The organism is Psychrilyobacter sp. (assembly GCF_049671765.1).
GTDB lineage: Bacteria > Fusobacteriota > Fusobacteriia > Fusobacteriales > Fusobacteriaceae > Psychrilyobacter.
The window spans coordinates 1-21317 of record NZ_JBATVM010000177.1; the positions used below are offsets into that span (position 1 = coordinate 1).

At 30.3% G+C, this 21317-nt stretch carries 17 protein-coding genes; 1 reads left to right on the plus strand and 16 read right to left on the minus strand.

What is annotated here, in order from left to right; all coding sequences use genetic code 11:
- From WBG30_RS08580 to WBG30_RS08640, 13 genes are all read right to left on the minus strand, one after another.
- Window positions 1-709 (minus strand): hypothetical protein (locus WBG30_RS08580; RefSeq protein WP_424504237.1); only part of this gene is annotated, 709 nt, incomplete at its 3' end.
- A gap of 414 nt (window positions 710-1123) precedes the next feature.
- On the minus strand, window positions 1124-2137 hold the full coding sequence (locus tag WBG30_RS08585; protein WP_424504238.1) for a PfkB family carbohydrate kinase: 1014 nt from the start codon (window positions 2135-2137) through the stop codon (window positions 1124-1126).
- 14 nt (window positions 2138-2151) lie between these two features.
- Complete coding sequence (locus WBG30_RS08590) at window positions 2152-2778, minus strand: bifunctional 2-keto-4-hydroxyglutarate aldolase/2-keto-3-deoxy-6-phosphogluconate aldolase (RefSeq protein ID WP_424504239.1); 627 nt, start codon at window positions 2776-2778, stop codon at window positions 2152-2154.
- Window positions 2779-2875: 97 nt separating this feature from the next.
- Window positions 2876-4480, minus strand: a complete 1605-nt coding sequence (locus WBG30_RS08595) for an extracellular solute-binding protein (RefSeq protein WP_424504240.1) — start codon at window positions 4478-4480, stop codon at window positions 2876-2878.
- Between the two features lie 55 nt (window positions 4481-4535).
- Window positions 4536-5912 (minus strand): MATE family efflux transporter, encoded by a 1377-nt coding sequence (locus WBG30_RS08600; protein WP_424504241.1) that lies wholly within the window; start codon window positions 5910-5912, stop codon window positions 4536-4538.
- A gap of 245 nt (window positions 5913-6157) precedes the next feature.
- Complete coding sequence (locus WBG30_RS08605; protein WP_424504242.1) at window positions 6158-6910, minus strand: SDR family NAD(P)-dependent oxidoreductase; 753 nt, start codon at window positions 6908-6910, stop codon at window positions 6158-6160.
- Between the two features lie 51 nt (window positions 6911-6961).
- The gene (locus WBG30_RS08610; protein ID WP_424504243.1) at window positions 6962-7306 is read right to left on the minus strand and encodes a cupin domain-containing protein; all 345 of its coding nucleotides are present in this window, start codon (window positions 7304-7306) and stop codon (window positions 6962-6964) included.
- 16 nt (window positions 7307-7322) lie between these two features.
- A complete protein-coding gene (locus tag WBG30_RS08615) occupies window positions 7323-9212 on the minus strand; it encodes a heparinase II/III domain-containing protein (RefSeq protein ID WP_424504244.1) in 1890 nt (629 codons plus the stop codon).
- A gap of 11 nt (window positions 9213-9223) precedes the next feature.
- A complete protein-coding gene (locus WBG30_RS08620; protein WP_424504245.1) occupies window positions 9224-11299 on the minus strand; it encodes a DUF4962 domain-containing protein in 2076 nt (691 codons plus the stop codon).
- A 72-nt stretch (window positions 11300-11371) separates the two neighbouring features.
- Window positions 11372-12244, minus strand: a complete 873-nt coding sequence (locus WBG30_RS08625; RefSeq protein WP_424504246.1) for a carbohydrate ABC transporter permease — start codon at window positions 12242-12244, stop codon at window positions 11372-11374.
- Window positions 12245-12269: 25 nt separating this feature from the next.
- The gene (locus WBG30_RS08630; protein ID WP_424504247.1) at window positions 12270-13190 is read right to left on the minus strand and encodes an ABC transporter permease; all 921 of its coding nucleotides are present in this window, start codon (window positions 13188-13190) and stop codon (window positions 12270-12272) included.
- 42 nt (window positions 13191-13232) lie between these two features.
- Window positions 13233-15011, minus strand: coding sequence for a sodium:solute symporter family protein (locus tag WBG30_RS08635; RefSeq protein WP_424504248.1), 1779 nt, complete (start codon window positions 15009-15011; stop codon window positions 13233-13235).
- A 235-nt stretch (window positions 15012-15246) separates the two neighbouring features.
- Entirely contained in the window at window positions 15247-17289 is a 2043-nt protein-coding gene (locus WBG30_RS08640) for a helix-turn-helix domain-containing protein (RefSeq protein WP_424504249.1), read from the minus strand.
- Window positions 17290-17739: 450 nt separating this feature from the next.
- Between WBG30_RS08640 and WBG30_RS08645 the strand changes: the two genes are divergently transcribed.
- Window positions 17740-18294 carry a DJ-1/PfpI family protein gene (locus WBG30_RS08645; protein WP_424504250.1) on the plus strand — a complete coding sequence of 185 codons (555 nt, stop codon included), beginning with the start codon at window positions 17740-17742 and terminating at the stop codon, window positions 18292-18294.
- A gap of 296 nt (window positions 18295-18590) precedes the next feature.
- On the opposite strand, the gene WBG30_RS08650 is transcribed toward WBG30_RS08645, so the two are convergent.
- The 3 genes from WBG30_RS08650 to WBG30_RS08660 form a co-directional block, all read right to left on the minus strand.
- Window positions 18591-19070 carry a DUF1097 domain-containing protein gene (locus tag WBG30_RS08650; RefSeq protein ID WP_424504251.1) on the minus strand — a complete coding sequence of 160 codons (480 nt, stop codon included), beginning with the start codon at window positions 19068-19070 and terminating at the stop codon, window positions 18591-18593.
- 24 nt (window positions 19071-19094) lie between these two features.
- Window positions 19095-20330, minus strand: coding sequence for an NAD-dependent dihydropyrimidine dehydrogenase subunit PreA (preA, locus tag WBG30_RS08655; protein ID WP_424504252.1), 1236 nt, complete (start codon window positions 20328-20330; stop codon window positions 19095-19097).
- On the minus strand, window positions 20330-21317 hold a 988-nt coding region (locus tag WBG30_RS08660; protein ID WP_424504253.1), incomplete at its 5' end, for an FAD-dependent oxidoreductase. The genes WBG30_RS08660 and preA, both read right to left, overlap by 1 nt.

A 21317-nucleotide genomic window follows, 5' to 3' on the forward strand; every position in this document is an offset into this window, starting at 1 on the left:
TAGCACTATTACTCGTAGCATTAATTATTCCTGTATTATAGAAGTCTCCATTTTTAACTTTAACTCCTGTTCCACTGAGAACATTTATAGTTCCTTGGTTTGTAGAAATTCCACTATCAGAATACATTCCAGTTCCATGACCAGAGACAATTATATTCCCCCCTGATATATTCGTAGCTTGCCCACCAGTGGTATACATCCCAACACCAGAACCAGAGACAGTTATTGTCCCTCTTGATGCATTAGTGACTGTGCTCCCTCCACCATCAGCATACATTCCTTTCCCCGAATCAGAGACAGTTATACTACCTCCTGATGTATTAACAGCTATTCCACCAGCTTCAACGTATATACCAGTTCCAGTTCCAGAGATAGTTATACTCCCCCCTGATATATTCGTGGCTATTCCTCCATTTCCAACATACATACCAGTTCCAGTTCTAGAGATAGTTATACTACCTCCTGACGTATTCGTGGCTACTCCTCCATTTTCAACATACATACCGGCTCCATGACTAGAAATAGTTATACTACCTCCTGATGTATTCGTGGCTGTACTTCCAGCTCCATCAGCAAGCATACCTTTCCCATTACCAGGAACAATTATCGAGATACTATTATATGTTTGAGTTGCTTGTATTGGTATTATTTGTAAAAAAAATAGGCTTATACATATTATTTGTTTAAAATAGAATAATAAATTTTTCATTTGATAATTCTCCTTTGGTATAATAATTAAATAAACGAACTGTAGTTGTAATCACAATATTTTTACAATCATTATAACATGTCTGAAATAAAATTACAAAAATAAATATTTTTTGTTTTATTGTGCTTTTTTCCCCACTTTGCTGTAAAATTAAATTTCCCAATTGATTGAAAATAATTTATTTTTTATTTTTTAAAGAAAAAGTAGGAATAAATCATTCTTTTTGTTTATTCTATTTCAATATTATATTCAATTTTTCCTGTTACTTTTGGAATTTTCATGCATTGAATCTCAAAATCACTTCCATCGGCTGAAAACTAATTTTTTTTCTAAATGCCTCAATAAAAAAAGACAAATAGATTTAATTTATCTACTTGCCCTTCTTCTAATTTTTAATGTGGATACTCCAATTATTTATCTTACAATCTCAAAACTATCATTTTTAAATAAATTTTCAACTTCATCTAATTTTACTAGATTAGCATCTCCTAAAATTGTATGCTTTAATACAGATGAAGCAGCTGCTATATTCACTGTATTTAGTGTATCTCTTTCCATAGCATATCCACATAGGAATCCTGCTGTATACGCATCTCCAGTTCCTACCCTATCTATGATTTCTACTTCGTAAGACTTTGATTGATATATAGACTGTCCATCGTAACAAATTCCTTTATACGTATTATTTGATGCTGATTTTATATCTCTAATTGAAGAAACTATGTATTTAAATCCATATTTTTTCTTTACCTTTGGGTATAAATCTTTATAATAAGTTATTATGTCTATCTCTTTCATTAATTTTGTAGGAGTTATTCCTAATATATTTGTAAAATCTAGGTGTCCCGCAAAAGCAATATCAACATACTGTAATATTTCTTTGATTTTAGCACTAGCCTCTTCCAAACTCCACAATTTACTTCTATAATTAAAATCAAAACTTATTTCCATTCCCAATTCTTTAGCTTTTTTCATAAATGCTTTTGAAAATTCAAATCCATCATTACTTATTCCTAAAGTTATTCCTGAAACATGAAGAATATCCCAACCTTTTAATATTGATTCAATTTCAAAATCAGATACCTTAGCCGTTGCTATAGCAGAGTCCTTTCTATCATAGATAACTTTACTATTTCTGACTGAGAAACCGTTTTCCAAAAAGTAGATCCCTACTCTTTCTCCTCCACGAACTACTGATTTAGTATCTACACCAAAACTTCTTAAGTGGTTAATAGCAGAATCTCCTATTTCATTATTAGGTAGTTTACTTATAAATCCTGTTTCTATGCCAAAATTAGCTAGAGCTACTGCTACGTTAGCTTCGCCTCCACCGTAATTAACACAAAAATTAGAAGCCCCTAAAAACTTGTCTCTATTAGGAGGCGATAACCTTAACATTATTTCTCCTAAAGTTATTACTTTTTTCATACTTTTCCTCCTAATTACATACTAGCTCTAGTCGCTGCTACTCTGGCAACAAATTGTTTTGCTGTTGCTGTTATTTCTTCTGAAGTACCACCTGTTAATTGTCCACCTACACCTACTGATACTACACCATTTTTTATCCATTGGTCTACATTTTCAAGGTTTACACCACCTGTAGGCATTATATTAATTTGTGGTAATGGAGCTTTTACACCCTTTATAAAAGAAGGCCCAAATGCACTTCCGGGAAATAATTTTATTATGTCACAACCTGCTTCCATTGCTCTTAACATCTCTGTAATAGTCATACATCCAGGCATATAAGCTATTTGATATCTGTTACATAATTTTGCTGTTGCCTCATCAAACCCAGGTGAGACTATATATTTTGCCCCTGCCATGATTGCAATTCTTGCAGTTTCAGAATCTAATACAGTCCCTGCTCCTAAAACTATATTTTCTTCACCACTTAATTCTTTTATGATTTCTGTAGCCATTGGATTTGTATAAGTAATTTCTATAGGAGTAACTCCCCCTGCAATACAAGCTTTTGATATGTTTACAGCTTCTTCAACTGAATTACCTCTTACTACTGCCACTACACCTACATCTGATATTTTTTTTAGTACTTCAAATTTTTTCATTAATCTTTCCTCCTGATTTTTTCTAATGACTTAGTTGCGTAAAAACGATTTCAAGGAAGAAGTAAAACTCCTTCCTCAAAATTATTTATTCAATTAATTAATTTTTACTTTGTTCCTCTCTTCTATCATTTGCTTTTTGTATAACTTCTAATACTTTTGGTAATCCCATTTGATTTAAGTTATTTATATATGTATCCCATTCCTTATCAATATCCATTCCTTTCAATACCCAATTTTGGATAGATTCAGTCATGTAGGTAGTGATCCCAGGCCAATATTGATCATAAACTAATCTTTCTTCTGGGGTTAAAGTAGGCTCCACATATTCTTTTAAAATATAGTTGTTCTTTGTATACATTTCTACACCTTTTAAAGCATCTGCATTTGTCCATTGTTTTTCATAGTTGTAATCCATTTGAAATCCAATAGGGATTTGTGCACCGTCTTCCCATAATCTTTGATTAACTGCTTTTTCTGAATGTAAAACCTCATCAGTAAATTGTGGTTTGCCACCTTTCATTGTGTAGTGAACTCCTTCTACTCCAAAATTAGCTAATTTTCTTCCTTCATCTGTGAAATAGAAATCAAAATATTTCATTGTTTCAGCTTGATGTTTATTTTCAAAAGTCATTGCCCATCCATCAGGTTTAACAGATGCCCTCATACTTTCTTCCACTCTCTTTCCAGTTGTCCCCATAGGAGGTGCCATTACTTGTACATTGAATCCAGAAATTTTATCTTTTAGTGCACTATTAAAATTCCCTGTACTTGCAAACCAATCTCTTGTAGCTCCTCCAATGTTGTTTCCAAATAATACTTCTCTAGCTTTTGAACCTCTAGTAAATACTTCTGGATCAATTAGTCCTTCTTTGTACCACTTAACGACATGCTTCATTCCATCTTTAAATTCAGGTTGAGTTAACCCTGAGATTACTTTCCCTTCTTTTTCATAGAATGATAAATATGTATCAGTTCCCGTACTTCTAGCTCCCCACAAAGTTGTAAGTCTCATTAACTCTTGCCAATGTCTAAAAAATAATGGAACTTCATCTTTTAATCCATTTCCATTAGGGTCTTGGTCTCTAAACGCTACTAATACTTTATGAAAATCTTCTACCGTATTTGGTTGTTCTAATCCTAGTTTATCTAACCAATCTTGTCTAATCCAGTATCCTCTCGCTGCTGCTCCATCTGCTATGTATGGAATATAATAAATTTCTCCGTCTGGTGCAACGATTGAATTTTTTACATCAGGACGTTCTTCTAAGAATTTTTTTATATGAGGTGCATATTGGTCTATTAACTTATTTAGAGGTACAAATGCTCCTTCCATTCCATATTTTATAAAGTCATCTTTTCTGTTGTTTCCACCCACAATATCTGGTAATTTTCCTGAAACCATCATCAAGTTAAACATTTCATCACTATTGGTTCCTACTTTTGAAGCAGTTTCTTTTAGTACAATATTTGTTAATCGAGACGCTTCTTTCCCTACCAATCCATTTGGTTCATATACATATTTATTTCTGAAGTGCATATGCATAGTTAGCTCCAAAGGATCGCGAGTTACTAGTGATCCTGATAATTTTTCTAACGTCTTTGGTGTTTCTGTTTTTGTAGTTTTTGCCTCATCTGAACCACAACCTACCATGGCTACCATCAATGACGACAAAATAAATACTTTCCTTAATTTTTTGTTCATTTGTTCCCCCTTAGTTCTTTTATTTATTTAAAAAAATTAAATATCATCTCAATTTTTACTGGGTTTTAACTAATATGAAATAATAGTTAAACCTATTTTTCAAATATGTTTTATATATATATATACTATAAAGCCCCGTAAATACATTACTATAAAACATCGAGTACCATACCGAATATTCTTTATAATCAATAATATTATATATTCCTAAATAATATAAAACTATTACTAATGGTATTCTTATAGCCCATAGTCTAAATATATTTATATTTAAAGCTTTTTTTGTATCTCCTAATCCTTGGAAAAATCCTATAACAACTTGGAATACTGCCCAAGCTATAACCGTCCATGAAACTAATCTCATATAATTCATAGCATTTAAAATCACCTCTGGGTCTTTTGCAAATATCGTTACAAACTGCTTTAAAAATAACTGAATTATTATTGCCCCTAAAATTGATGTTCCTACTGCTAGAACCATACTTTTCTTGAAAGCTTCTAATATTCTTTCTTTATTATTATTTCCTAAGTTCTGACCTACTATTACTGCCAGTGTATTTCTAACTCCTTGAGCTACTTGAAAAAATACTGAATGTATTCTATTTCCTATTCCATATGCTGCCAAGACTGCATACCCATAATTTTTTACATATATACTTAGAAGTATAAAACCTATAGATGTCATCGCTTGAGAAGTTGTTGCTGGTAATGCTATTCTAAGGATCTCTTTTATTTTTTTCTTATTAAATCTCAATTTATCTAAATATAATTTATAGCCTATATTTGTTAAGGTTAACTCCCATAAACAAAACATCATTGCCCCATATCTTGCTATTAAAGTCGCTATTGCCGCTCCTGTTATTCCCATATTTAAGTAAAAAATAAATATAGGATTTAAAATCACATTAGCACTTATAGAAACTAAATTTACAATCATAGGTCTAAAAGTATTACCCTCGGATCTTCTAACTGCCCCTTGACATAAAGTTATAAAAGTCGCTGGAGTAGCTAATAACATTATTTTCATATATTTAGAACTCTCTTCATATAATTCCCCGTCTATTCCTAAACTTGTCAATATAGTATCCGTAAATAAAAATCCTAAGATAGCTATGGCTATTCCTAATATTGTTGCTATTACAAATAATTGCCCGATATTCTCTTTAACTTCTTCTTTTTTTCCCTCTCCTATACTTTTAGAAATTATACTTACTCCCGCTACCGACATTCCTTGTCCGATAGAGATGATAAGAAATACTATAGGCCATATAAAGGTAACTGCTGCTACCTGTGTCCCTCCTATTTTACTTACAAAAAAGGTATCTGTTAAATTATAAAGAGTTTGGATCATATTTCCTAAAACAATAGGAATGGTCATCTTCACTATTACTTTTGTTAAATTTCCATCTAATATACCATTTATTTTTTTCACTTTTTACTCCTTGTAAGTAGGTATTTTTTATTTTTCTAAATTTAAATTTCTATACAAATACAACTTTATAACTAATTTTCCGACTCATTGATAAATTTCCTTCTTAAATTTCAGTTTACACTCTAAAACTTTAATAGATAAAGCATTTAAGTTTAGACTTAAATCTAGTTTTATAGCTCAAAAGGGCAAAACTAACTGCCCTTATAGCTATCTTTTAAGATTAAAAAAATATTAATTTTTATTAATTAAATTCCTAACGCTTGTCCTCCACCAATTTGAACAGTTTCAGCCGTCATGAATGACGCATCTTTACTTACTAAGAATGAAATAACACCTGCTACTTCTTCAGCTTGTCCTAATCTACCTAACATGATAGAGTTTTTCCAAGTTGCGAATACTTCTGGCTTAGTTTCTTTGATTTGTGCATGAAAAGCTGTGTCTATTGTTCCTGGAGATACTGCATTTACTCTGATTCCATATTCAGCTAAATCTTTAGCTAAAGCTCTTGTTAAAGTATGTACGGCACCTTTAGAAGTTCCGTAAATTCCTGCTCCTGGACCACCTGCGTTCCAACCTGCGTTAGATGTATAGTTGATGATTGATGCGTTTTCTCCTTTCTTTAAGAAAGGTATAGCTGCTCTTGATGCGAAGAAAGCAGAGTCTAAATTTAAAGCCATAACGAATCTATAAAATTCAGTTGTCATTCCTTCAAATCTTTGTCTTCCTCCTAGTCCACCTGCATTGTTGATTAATACATCTATCTTTCCATACTTGTTTCCTATTGCATTTATATTAGTAGTTACTTCTTCTTCATTAGTTACATCAAAACCATAATATTCAGATTTAATCCCCATAGTTTCTAATTCAGCTACTCTTTTTGCTCCCATTTCATCTTCGATTCCGTTTAATATAACTGTATATCCATCTTTACCTAATCTTGTTGCTACTGCAAATCCAATTCCACCTGTTGCTCCTGTTATTAACGCGATTTTTTCCATTTTTATTCTCCTCCTGTATATGGTTATTTTTTTATCTATATCAATTAGTTATTACTTTTCTAAGAAGTCTTTTCTCATTGGAGTAAATGTATCTAACAAGACTCCAGACTCTAAACATTCTGCACCATGTAAAATATTTTTTTCCATGTATACACAATCTCCTGCTGTTACTACTCTACTTTCATTTCCAATAGTAAATTTAAACTTTCCTGATTTTATATATGTAATTTGTTCGTGATCCTGATGAGCATGTAAATCTCCAAACTCTACTCCTGCGGTAAAGTTAACTTCTACTAACATGATTTGGTCACTATAAGCAAGAATTTTTCTTGATAACCCTTCTTTTAATACTTCTAACTCTATTTCACTATTGATATTAAAATTTCTACCATTCATTTTTATTCTCCTCTTTTTACTTTATTTTCCAGTTTGCTGTAAATGTTTCATTTTTGTTTAAACTTCTAACAATTACTGAAGTTCTTTTTTCATTAACTGGATTATCTACTGTGTCACAGATAATTAATACTTTATTAGTTAAATCTAAATCCACTGTAAATTCTATTAAGTTGATTTTGAATTCTAATGTTATTTTATTTTTATCTAACACTACTTTTCTAGCATTTGTAATGTGTTGATATCCATCTTCGTTGTATCCTAGATCAAATTTTATAGTTTCTACTTTTGTCATAAATTCTACTTTTGATTCAAAGTGAAAGAACCAATCTAACGTTTTTGCATCTAACGATTCTACTTTAAATTCATCATTAAATCCTTTTTTTAATAAGTTTACTTTTCTTTGGAAATTTACATCTTTTATTATTCCTTCATATAAATCTTGCGATTTTAAATCAAATGAAGTTTCTGTAAATTCTATAATTTCTCCCTTTGCTATAGAAGTATGACTTTTCCCATTTACAACTACCGTATTATGGGCTGCCGATACTCTATGCCATTCATTACATAACCTTGATACATATCCAGAATTAGAAAGATCTCTACTAATTAGTTCGTTTCCTAAGGTGACCTCTAGATTCATTTTATCTGCATGAGCATGACTTCTCGCTTGATGTCCATATTTTACAAATATGTTTACTTTATTGTTTTTCAAAATTCCAACATTAGAAGTTTTAAAATTTGTAGAAGTAGCGCTTTTTCTTAACCTACCTTCTTTATCAAAGTTATTATTGAATAATAACTCTTCTAAAGAAATCTCGTTGTTATAGTAATATGGTTTTGCTAGTTGTGGATCCCTTCTAACTACATCTGAATTTTCAATAGTTCTTAGAAGTTTTCCCATTTTTTCCTCACCAAATACTTTGTAAGCTAAGTGATATAAAAAAGAAAATGTCTTTAAGTTGATATCTGGCCATCCATCATTAGGATTTGGGAATATTAAGTTATCAAATGCATAGTCATATGCAGTGTTTAACATTAATTCTACTGTATTTTCTACAATTGGAGCTTCATAACCATAAGTTTTAGCAAACATTAATAAATCCGCTACTCCTTCTAGTGTAAAGAAACTATAGTACATTGAACCTTCATACCATATTCCTGAAGTTACTCCATCAGTTAATTGTCTATCTATGTTAAATTCGCTTTTGAAGGCAAAATCTATCATCTCTTGATCTTGGATTACAAACCCCATCGAACCTATGGCACATATTGACCAACAAGGCTTATTATGAACTTTATTTGCTTGAGGAGCTAATATTCCAAATACTTCTCTAAACATAGTTTTTACTAATGTTTTAAACTCTTCATCTAAATCGTCTTTTAGTATTTCCATAATTCTAGCTATTTTAGTCACAATAACTGCTTCATTTAATTCTTGTGGCATAATTCTTGCATATCCTAATTTTCCTGTCGTTGTTATCTCTATTGCCGCATCTTTTGAATGGATTGCAAAGTTAGTATAATTTTCTGCATAATAACCAATAATTTTCTTAACAATCTCTAAATATTTTTTCTCTCCTGTAGCTTTATAAACTACTGCTGAGTTTAATGCGTTTTGTATAGCTTTACCTCTATAGAAATAAACCCATACGTTATCTAGCTGTTTACTTTTGTATTCTGTTCCACACACTGTGCAGACATGAGAATGAGGTTTATTTAAATCGAAATCAAGGATTGCACCATCTTCTTCACAAAAATACATGTGTCCCCATTCACTCATTTTATTATAATCATCACTGAAATTATTAGAAAACTCTTCAACTTCAGACGACATTTGTTTTAACATATCTTGATATCTATTTTTCCCTTTACTAGTTTGTAAATTTTCTATATTGCTATATTTCATATTCATAACCCCTATTCTATATTCTCGATAAATAAGTTTTCTTCTGTATTTTTTTCTACCAATACTTTCCCATTAAAAGTTAAGTATGAACCTTTATGAATTCCTATTTTCTCTATCTTATTATCTTTTTCTACTATGATTGCCCATTTTGCATCGGTTTTTATTCCAGCTATTTCCATTTTTCTATTAGAAACACTATAAATAAATGTTTCTTTGCAACCTTCAGTTTCTACTACTGAACCAAAGGCTTCTTCAGAATTTAATTTAGTTACTTTAAACTCTTCTTCTCCAAATGTTCTTTGTGGCTTTAATATGTTAAAGAAGTTCATTTGCTTTGATTTTTCTGTATTTTCAATCACCATAGTTTTCATTTTTGTTTCTCTAAATTTATCTGGCTCCTGTGTTGTCATAATAGCTCTTACATTTGTTTCTTTTGAAGTTACTTCTTTATTTTCAGGGTACAACGTCACTACCTCTAATTTTGCTGGACCATTTTCTATTAAATGTCTGTTCTCTCCTACAGTTGCAAATACTGTATCAGAGTTCATTAACCAGCTATAGGTATGCTCTTTTGTTGAATTTAAATCATCTATCATATAGAAGTGCCCATTTTCTGTATAGATTATGTTTCTCCTATACTCTGTGAGCTCTAATTCTTTTGCATACATCTTGGAAGCTTCTCCACTTGCAAATGTAATTCCATTTTCAGATGTAAAATCCATAGTTGCTATTGTTTTTTCTGGAGTATCCTTCCAAATGTTGTTTCCGCCTTCATGTTCATATCCTTTTCCATCTACGACTACGATATTGTGCTCATCTGCTGTCACTGTTCTGTTATATCCCTCATCTACTGCTAAGAATGCATCAAATGCGTTCAATATAAAACTGTTGTTGTCAGGATGCTGATGACTAAGCCCTCTTGTTTTCCATCCTAATTCTCTGTCCATTTCCCACGATCTTTTCCATTGTTTCTTTCCGCCTGGAGTTCCGCTTTTAATTGAAAAATGAATTGCGTCTTTTTTCCAACTTGATCTCATTACTACTAGACCTAAATCATCCCAATGTTTTGTAAGAGGTAAAGTCTCAAACTTTTCTTCTTTCACATTTAAGTCTGACCAGATTAACTCAAGCCATGCTTCTGGAAGTATCCCGGGTTTTACACCTGATTCATAATGCTCTCTAAATAAGAATTCATCTCTTACTTTATTTGCTAATTTTTGTGCATGTCCATTGTTATATTCTGCTGCAAATTTATAATACATCGCTGCTGAGTGCCCACTTCTTCTATCATGACAATCACCATAGTTGATTATTTCTTCTAAGTTTGGTGCTGATTGATATAATCTATAATAGAATGTATTCTTTAAAAAATCATTGTGCTCGAAGTAGTTAAATCCTTCTCTTTCTTTTAATAAGTGAGCATACATTAATAACCACATAGCTCCGTATCTCCAGTAAACTACTCCTTCATAGTCACTTCCATCGTTAGCCATTACATCATATACAATTTCAAAATTTGCTTTTGCATAATCAATCCAAATTTTTGACTTAGCATAGTCATCGCCTAAAGCATAACCTGCAGCTGCTTGACCAGTTAAATTGATCCAGTTATGATTTTGCCAAAAAGCTGTACTCCAACCTGCTCCTTTTGTTTTCACAGCAAAGTCATACATTCTTTCACCTTGTAATATCAATTTATCTTTTATTAAAGTTCTTTCTTCTTCTGATAATTCATCTTTAATCCAGTCATAAGCTACTGAATAACCAAACATTAGCCAAGATGCACTTAGATCAACATCAACTAAATGAGCATGTCCCCAATGAGGATATTTACATCCAGTTAATATCCATCTTTTGGCTTCTTGTAAGTAGTGATCTTGCTTTGTTAATAAATAAGCAAGTGCTAAGTTAGGTGCTGCCATCCCCATAAACGTAGAACTTCCTTTTGGATGCTCCTCAGTTAATTGAGTAGCTGAATATAGTCTACATTGCTCATATAATCTCTTAAAATATCCATTGTCAGTATTTTTTATTTTCTCTCTTAATTCTTCTATATTTTGCTCTATAAATAAATATTTTCTACTCAATTATCTTCACTTCCTATTTGTTTATTTTTATTTTTTATGTTTCTAGTTTTTCACAACTCTCAAATTTTACTATTATTCTTTTACTCCACCAACTAAGATACCTTTGTTAAAATACTTTTGTATGAATGGATAAATAATTACGACTGGTATAATTGCTACTACAATGATTGTATAAACTAGAGTTTCAGGTGAATGCTTGGCGCTCATAGCAATTTGCATGGCATCATCTCCTAAACTCATTTCTACAATCATTTTCTTTAAATAAACTTGTAAAGGTATCTTTGATGCATCTTTGAGTAAGATCATTGACCAGAAATAACCATTCCATCTAGCAATCGCATAGAATAATCCAACAGTTATGATTGCTGGTTTTGATAAAGGAATGTAAACATTCTTTAATATTTGAAATTCGTTTGCTCCATCTATTCTTGCAGCTTCTTCTAATGATGCAGGGACACTTTCAAAATAGTTTCTCAATAATATGATATTGAAAGCATTACATGCAAATGCAATGATTATTCCAAATCTAGAATTTAAAAGATCTAAATCTCTTAAGTTTAGATAAAAAGGAATCATCCCTGCATTAAACCACATTGTAAATGCTACTAGCATATTTAAATATTTTCTACCGTATAATCTCTTTTTAGATAACGCATAAGCTCCAGTTATTGTGATTGCTAAGCTAGTTAATGTTCCTACAATTGTATAAAAGAATGTGTTTCCATATGAAATCCATAATTCTTTATCTACTAAAACTTGCTTATAAGCACTAAAATTTATTTCTTTTGGAAAAAACATTACCTGTCCTGATGACACTGCGGCCCCCGAACTCATTGATGAAGCTAGTACATATATAAATGGATATAACGTCATTAATGCAAATATTCCTAATAATACGACATTTACATATCCATAGATTTTATCTTTCTTACTATATGCATTCATTCTTTTCCCTCCTTTTAATTACTTCTTACCACAATGATGTTTCTGTTAATTTTTTACTCGTTCTATTTGCTACATATACTAGGATAAATGCAATTACTGCATTGAATAATCCAACCGCTGTGGCTAAGTCATATCTTGCTTCTTGTATTCCTGCTCTGTAGATATATGAACTTAGTACATCGGCAGTTTGATATGTAGATGGTTGATATAATAAAATCACTTTTTCATATCCAACGTCTAATAATTTCCCGATTCTTATAACAAACATAATTACGATTGTTGGTAATATTCCTGGAAGAGTCACATAAAAAATTTGTTGTATTCTACTTGCACCGTCTATTCTTGCAGCTTCGTATAATACAGGATTAATTCCTGCTAAAGCCGCTAAATACACTATCGATCCAAACCCTGCTTCCTTCCAAATACTCGACCCTATAAATATTGTTCTAAACCACTCTGGTTGAGTTAAAAAATATATTTTATCAAATCCAAATTTGTCTAATATGATATTTACTATTCCACTTGTAGGAGCTAAAAAATTTGTTACTATTCCTGCAACCACTACTACTGAAATAAAATGTGGTAAATACGTCAGTGTTTGTACAGTCTTTTTAAAAGTGACATTTCTAACCTCATTAAACATTAGTGCTAGTATTATTGGGATTGGAAATCCTATTACTAAACTATACAAACTTATTAAAAATGTATTTTTTATATTTCTAAAAAAATAAGGGCTATGTATAAATTCTTTAAAGTTTGCTAATCCTACCCACTCACTTCCTGATATTCCCCTAAATAACGAGAATTTTTTAAATGCTATTTGCACTCCATACATTGGCTTATATAAAAATACTAAATACCAAACTACCATAGGTACCAACAACAGATATAAAATCCAGTCTTTTTTAATTTGCGCTAATATCAACTCTTTTTTATTCTTTTGCATCCTTCCCCCCCTTTTTTAACTTTTAACTTTTTAACTTTTTATTTATACCGTTACTTTTTTAATTTTTTCCTTACATGAATTTGCTGCTTTATTCAATCCAAAACCAACTGTGAAAACTATTGCTGCTATTGCTACAAATACAAGCCTTCCCCAAAATGGATTTGGAACTAGTGTTAATAATAATATTCCACACGAAAACACCATTATTAATTTACCTAATATAGTTCTTTGGTCTCCATCACATTCTGCAGATTCTACATCACAAGAAATAACTTCTTTGTTTAAATTACCAAAGAATTTATTGACCTCTGCTTCTCTTTCTGAATTCTTATGCCCTTTATAAAATAGTTGTGTTGATAAGAAGAATCCACCGGTTATAAAGATGTGTCCTATTATTCCTAGCACTACTTTTAAATCACCACTTTCTCTTCCTGAAAACGGTACATCTAAGTTTAATATATGTTGAACTACTGTAGGTGTTAATACAAATCCTGCTAGATAAGATACTATTATTCCTACAATTATAGTTGCCCAAGGTGCCCAATCAGGAGTTTTCTTGATAAAAAATCCTAATAATGATGGTACTAACATTGGGAATGCAATCAATGATCCAATATACATTGTTGCATTAAATAAACTTAATTCTTTTAATGAAGCTAAAATTAACGCTACCGATATAATTAATATCCCGAAAAATAGTGTTAAGTATCTTCCTATTTTTAATAATTCTGCATCTTTTGCTTTTGGTTTTAATACTGATAAGTAGAAATTTTTAACTACAATTCCTGCATTTCTATTTAATGCTGAATCCATAGATGACATTGTTGCTGAAAATATTGCTGCCATCATCAACCCAACCATTCCTAGTGGCATTTCTTTTCTTACAAATACTAAGTAAGCTGCGTCTTTTATTTTTCCACCTAAGTTGTCTAATCCCCATGTTGCTGTATCTGGATAGTACCCAGCCACGTACCATGCAGGGAAGAACCATACTAATGGACCTAGTGCCATTAATATACATGCTAATCCTGCTGCCTTCTTTGCATTCTTTGAATCTTTTGCTGCGAAATATCTATACGCTCCTCCAATTATACTGTTTGTTCCAAAGAATTGTTTCGCAAATATAAATATTACCCATACTACGAATAGTGAAAAGTGATTAACTCCTGTTCCAACGATTGGATGTTCAGGTAATCCTACACTAAGTAACTTAGTTACTCCACCACCTTTTACTATCGCTACTATTGTAGATACTATAGTAACTGCCATAATTGTAACCATTTGCATGAAATCTGAAGCTATTACTGCCCAAGCTCCTCCTGTTAATGACATCAATACTACTACTCCACCTGTTACTATTATTGTATATGACATCGGTACATTAAATACTGCCGCTACAAATATTGCTAAACCATTTAACCATATTGCTGCACTTAATACACTAGGTATGATATTTACCCATGTAAATACTTGCTCATTTACTTTCCCAAATCTCATTCTAATAGCTTCCATAGGCGTTACCACTCTTAACTGTCTAAACTTTTCCGCAAAGAATAAATAATTCATTAAATATCCAAATGCATTTGCAAAGAATAGAATGGTTATTGTCCAACCATCTGTAAATGCTTTTCCTGCTGCTCCTGTAAATGTCCAAGCACTAAATTGTGTCATAAATGCTGTTGATCCTACCATCCACCACAACATCTTTCCTCCGCCTGAAAAATAATCACTTGTTGAGTTTGATGCAAATTTCTTAAAAAAATACCCTATTGCCAACAAAAATCCAAAATATACTATTATTACTCCAATATCTACGTTCATTTTTCCTCCTGGTTTATTACACGATTTTATTAACCGTTTCTATACAATAAGTATACTTAAGATGCATTTCAAATAATATAGCTGTAATTTACACTTTAATATTGTATATAAAAAAAAAGAGATAACGACGTTAGTTACCTCTTCTACCTTTGATTTTATTATCTTTTTAATTTAAATCACTATATATATATAATTTTTAAGCATTAAAATAAACTATTTTTTCTAGATGCTGTATCTATAAAATTGACGTGAAGTATTTTTTAGGTGGCATATTTTTTACTCTTTTAAAATTATTTATAAAAGTTATAGTGTTTGAATAACCCACCATGATACTAATCTCTTTTATTTTTAAAGTTTTATTCTGAGTATATAATTCTATAGACTTTTCTATTCTATACTCCCTGAGAGATTTATTAAACGTTTCTCCTTTTATCTTTTTATATAAATTGCTCGCGTATTGTAAAGTTATTCCCATATATTCTGCAAAATCAAGTAATGATATTTCTTTTGAATAATTTTTAAGGATAAAATAGTCTATTTTTTCTACGAGTTTGTCTACTTCTTTTTTCTTTGGTTCAGGGATACTCTCTAATAATATATTGATCATCTTACTTATATTTAAAAATAATTCCTCTCTACCTTTTGAATTTATTACATCTTTCAAATACTTTTCTTCAATTCTTTGGTTCCTTGGTAGTTCTTCATGAATTCTTCTAATAGTACTGGTAATTAACACTTTTAACCTTTCAAATTTAAAACTACTAATTTTTCTATGAACAAAATTTTCATCTAGTAATTCTTTATATAAGTACCTAATTTGATCAACGTTTTTATCTAAAATAAAATTAATCAATTTTTTTTCTGCCTCTATTGGGTAGTAATAATTTCTAATACTTATACCGTCTATATCGCTTTCTGTTATTATTTTTTTCTCTCTCAATATGAATTTGTAGTCTAAAAAATTTTTAAAACAAATATATTTATTATATAATTCTTTGGGAAAAAATTCTTTATCACTTATAAACCCTCTAATATTCATATCATATTTTTCATCTAGATTATATAAATCCTTTTTTAACTTTTCAATGTTATAATATTTTTTTTCCATTAATAATAAAATTTCACCACGATCTACTAATTCGAAAACACCCTCATATTTCTCAAGTATAATTTTTGAAATTTCTTGTTTGAAAGATACAACTTTATCATCGGAATAGTCATTTATTTCTACTATCCCAACTAACATCTTGTATTTTTTTTTGTTCCCCTTGAAAGGATGAGTTAAATGTTTGAAATCTAAAGTTCCTTTTATATAATCGACTAACTCTTTCCCTTGAGTAATTTCTTTTGTTCTTCTACTTGTATTTTTTAATAAATCATTTTCTGTTTTTAGTTTATCATATATATTTTCTATAGATTGTAATTCATCTTCTTTGGCTGGTTTTTCATAATCAATTTTAGAAATCAATAATTTTATGGGTTGATATACTATTTTAAGTAGAAGTTTTACTATAATCACTATGAATATAAGATTTATTAATAAATAAAAAATTACATCTTTTAAAAAATTAATACTGTATACAAAGTTTTCTTTCTCCTGCTCAACGTAATAAATTTCTATATTCTTTCTCAAAGGGTTAAATCTTCGAGTTCCTTTATATATTTTTTCAATTGAAGTTCCGTCACCGTTTATAACTTTACCGTTGTGTAACAAATACCATTTCCCATAAATATTACCATTTATTTTGATTTTAAAGGACTCTTTATTTATTATCAATGCATAATATATCCCATCAATATTACTTTTGTTTATAAATAAATAGTTTTCATTTATTTTATAAAGTTGATTTCTATCTATTTTTTTTAAACCGTGTTCTTTAGAAAAATTATCTACAGTATTTAACTCATTGGTCTCGATAACTAATCCTCTTTTAGTATTTATTATAAAAAACTCACTATTGCTTCTACCTAAAAAATTATAATCCTCTTTTAATTGATTTTGAAGTTTATAATTTATCAAAGGATTATTTATTTTTTCTAAAGAAAATCTTCTTATATTTCCATTTAAATCATATTTTCTTGACATATAAGATTTTAAAAAAAACATATCCAATATCTTATTATAAGAATTAATTTTATATTCTTCAGCTTCTTTTTCTTTTTTTATTTCTTCATCTTGATAACTATCATAGACTTGATAGTAAATTAAAGTTGAGCTTAGTATAAATAAAATTGAAATTAGTATCAATTCTATTCTATTTTTTTTTCTTTTCTTCATGTTGATATCTCCTAATAAGCTATATATTATTTTAAAGTTACATATAATTGTAATATAATTACTTCTATAATACTAGATTTTTTTTATTAGATTTGCTGTAGATTCTATATTCATAACCTCAATTTATGTTTACATAAGTAATATATACCAATTAATCTATTTTCCTTTGGAAAATTCATAAATTCTGCTACTTCTATTTAATCTTTATTAAATTAAGTCCCCATAGACGACAGGTCCTGCTACCTCCTCACCCTATTTTTCCACTAATTTAGAATAAACCTCATATTTCTTTATCTTAATTACTACGCCTATAATTGGAACTATGATCTTATAAATAAATTTTTAAAACCAACATTAGAAGAAGTAGAAAAAAATTAACAATTTTAATTATTGACTATAATTACCCCGATACTATAAAATAGACTTAAATACTAAAATAGGGGGAAGAATATGAAAATTGGTATCATTATTTTTAATGGATTTGTACATTTTGAAGTTGCAATTGTATCTTATCTATTAAATACGAAGTTTGAGGTAGTTACTTTAGCTCCAACTATTGGAGGGGTTAGATCTGAAGAAGGAATGATAATCCAGCCAGATGAAGTAATCTCAGAAAAACCAATTGAATCATTAGATTGTTTAATTATTCCTGGTGGAAATGAAGAAAATATTATCAATAACCAAGCTTTGAAAAGTTTAGTTTCTACTATGAATAAAAAGAAGAAGATTCTAGGGGCCATCTGTTCTGGCGTGTTGGTTTTTGCTGAGATGGGAGTCTTGAAAGAACAAGAGTTTACTACATCTATTCCGCAAGAGGAATTTTCAAAATATGTAACATCGACATATAAAGATCAAAACACTGTCTCTTCTGGTCATATTGTTACGGCAAAGGCAAACGGATATGTAGACTTTGCGTTGGAATTGGGGAAAAAATTAAAATTATTTGAAAATTATAATGATTTTGAAGAAACACGACAATTTTTTAAGGAATTTAAATCTTTATAAGATTAAATTTCATAGACCTTGTTTTGATGGTTGAAAAGTAAGAGCTTGGAAAAAATGTAGACTCACAACGCTAAGTAATTTCGCTGAGCCTTTTAGCCTAATATTATAGATAGTTAAGAAGAATCTTGATATTATAAAAAAATATGGGATTGAGTCTAAAAATTAGGAGATAAAACCATTATTTCAGATATAGGAAACTATAAATAAGATAAGAGCAAATCGATGGATTAGATCAAAATGCTCTTTTAGAATGTAAATTTATAGATGGATTATTTAAAATTAGTGCTTAAAATATATTAGTGAATAGAACTCTTAGAATCTGATTTAATTGTTACAACAGAAGCAAGTTTTGTACCACTATAATCACATAAGAATCCTAGAGCCACTCCTAAGATTAAACCAGGTATAACCTGCTCCCAGCGTCCACCAGCAGCAAATGTTGAAAAACTACCAATAAAAGTACCAGGAATAAATGCAAATAACTTAATTCCTCCTTGAATGCACATAAAGAAGGTAACAATTGCAGTAAGGGTAGCACTTGAGTATTCACTAGGAAAGTAATTGGAAAATTGAAAGATGACAACAGCCCATAGTACACCACTAAGAGTAGAAAATAATGCTTTTAGAAGACCATTATCACTACATCCTCCTGCAGCAAAAAAAGCTGTACAACCTGCAAAACCAATCCAAGTAGGGATGTTTAGAGCATTACCAATTAATATCCAAACCCCACACAATATACCTGTAGTTAAAGATAAGGAAAATAATTTTTTCATTGTTCACTCCTTATTTTCAAAATATTAAAGGCTAATTTCTCTATTTTCATTTTTATTTTTGAATTTTATTTCGCCTTTACTAATACATTTAACAGGACATACTAATGAACATAAATGACATCCTACACATTTATCTTTATCAACGGAAACTTCTCTGTTTTCTTTGTCCCAAGAAATAGCTTGATGTCCACCATCGTAACATGAAATATAACATCTTCCACATTTTATACATTCATCTTTGTTTATTTCAGGATAAACAATATATCCTCTATCAAGATCTTCAGCAGGGATAATATTATCAATTGCTTTTCCTACTAAATCTTCTAGTTTATCTATGTTTTTTTCTTCCATATAATGAGAAAGACCACTTATTAAATCTTCTACTATTCTATAACCATATTGCATAATTGCTGTAGTTACTTGTAGAGTTTCACATCCTAGAAGGATAAATTCTAAGGCGTCTTCCCAAGTTTCTATACCACCTATACCACTTATAGGAGCATCTTTAGTTTTTTCATTTGTTTTTAATTCATGTATAAATCTAAGAGCTATAGGTTTTACAGCCTTTCCAGAATATCCAGAAACAGATGATTTACCATTTACAATCGGTAATCCTATTTGTTTTTCAAGATCTACTCCAACAATTGATTTAACTGTATTAATAGTAGCAATTCCTGTAGCTCCGCCTTGCATAGAAGCATATGCAGGTTCTACCATATTACCTATGTTTGGAGTCATTTTTGCAAGAAATGGTAAATTACTTCCTCTTCTTACTGCTTGGCAGTATTTTTTAACTAATTCAGGATTTTGACCAACGTCAGAACCCATTGCATGGCTTGTCATTTGTGGACAAGAGAAATTACATTCAATCATATCTGCACCTACTTCGGTAACTAGACGTGCAAGGTCTTCCCATTCTTTTTCATTTTGACCCATGATAGATGCAATAAGAACTTTATTAGGGTAATCTTCTTTTAATTTTTTTATTGCAGCTAAGTTTTCTTCCAAAGAATGTTCAGCTATTTGTTCCATATTTTTGAACCCAACAAAAGGGGTTCTTTCTTTTTGTAGTTCAGCAAATCTTGGAGAAACTTCGTTCGCTATAAAAAACCCTATAGTCTTAAAAACTATACCTCCCCAACCACTTTCTAAAGCTTTTGAACACATTTCATAACAGTTTCCTACTGGAGAAGAAGAAAGAAGAAATGGATTTTCAAATTTTACGCCCATAAATTCTATTGATAAGTCTTTTTTTAACATTATTCTGCACCTCCTAAAAATTCAATTATGCTTTTTGCGTTTTCTTTACCACTTTTTATTGCCCAAACAACAGTTTTATCTCCTTTGGCAATATCTCCTGCAAAGAAAATATTAGATTCTTTTTTAGATCTTACACTTGAATCAAGATTACTTAGTTGACCAATAGCAACAATTATTTTATCACAATAAGTTTCTATTTTATCTTTACTATCTGTACCTTTGAATATAATTTTATCTGTTTCTACCAATTCAGGTATAAATCCACCAATAATTTGAATATTCAATTCCTTTGCAATTCTCAACTCTTCTTCACTTGCAGGAAGTTTGTCTAGAGTTTCTAGAGCTACTACTTTTACAGTTTCAGCTCCTAATAATTTTGCAGAACAAGCAGCATCAAGGGCAACGTCTCCTCCACCGACAACTACAACATTTTTTCCAATATTATTTTTTTGTTGTTTTTTAATTCTTGCTAAAAATTCAACAGCAATCTCTACATTTGCTTTTTCTTCGAAAATAGGTAAAGTTCTTCCAGTGTTATTTCCTGTAGCAAATAATATGCTCTTAAATCCTTCTTTTTCAAGGGATTCTAAAGTTATATCTTTACCAAATTCAGAATTAAGAATAAATTCTACACCTTGTTCTTTTATGAAATTGATTTCATGGTCTAAAATTTCTTCTCCCAATCTATATTCAGGAATTCCATATCTTAACCATCCACCAAGTTTTTCAGATTTTTCAAATATAGTTGCTTTGTATCCTTCTTTTGCAAGTTCTGATGCAGCAGTTAATCCAGCAGGACCAGAACCTATGATAGCTACTTTTTCTTTTGTTAAAGGAGTTTTTTTAACAAAATTAAGATCAAGTTTTCTTTCGTATTCGGTTAAGAATCTTTGAATTTTACCTATTTCAACAGGTTTATCAATACCTGATCTGCTACAGCCTTTTTTACAATATGATTCTGTAGGGCAGATATGTGCACAGACTCCA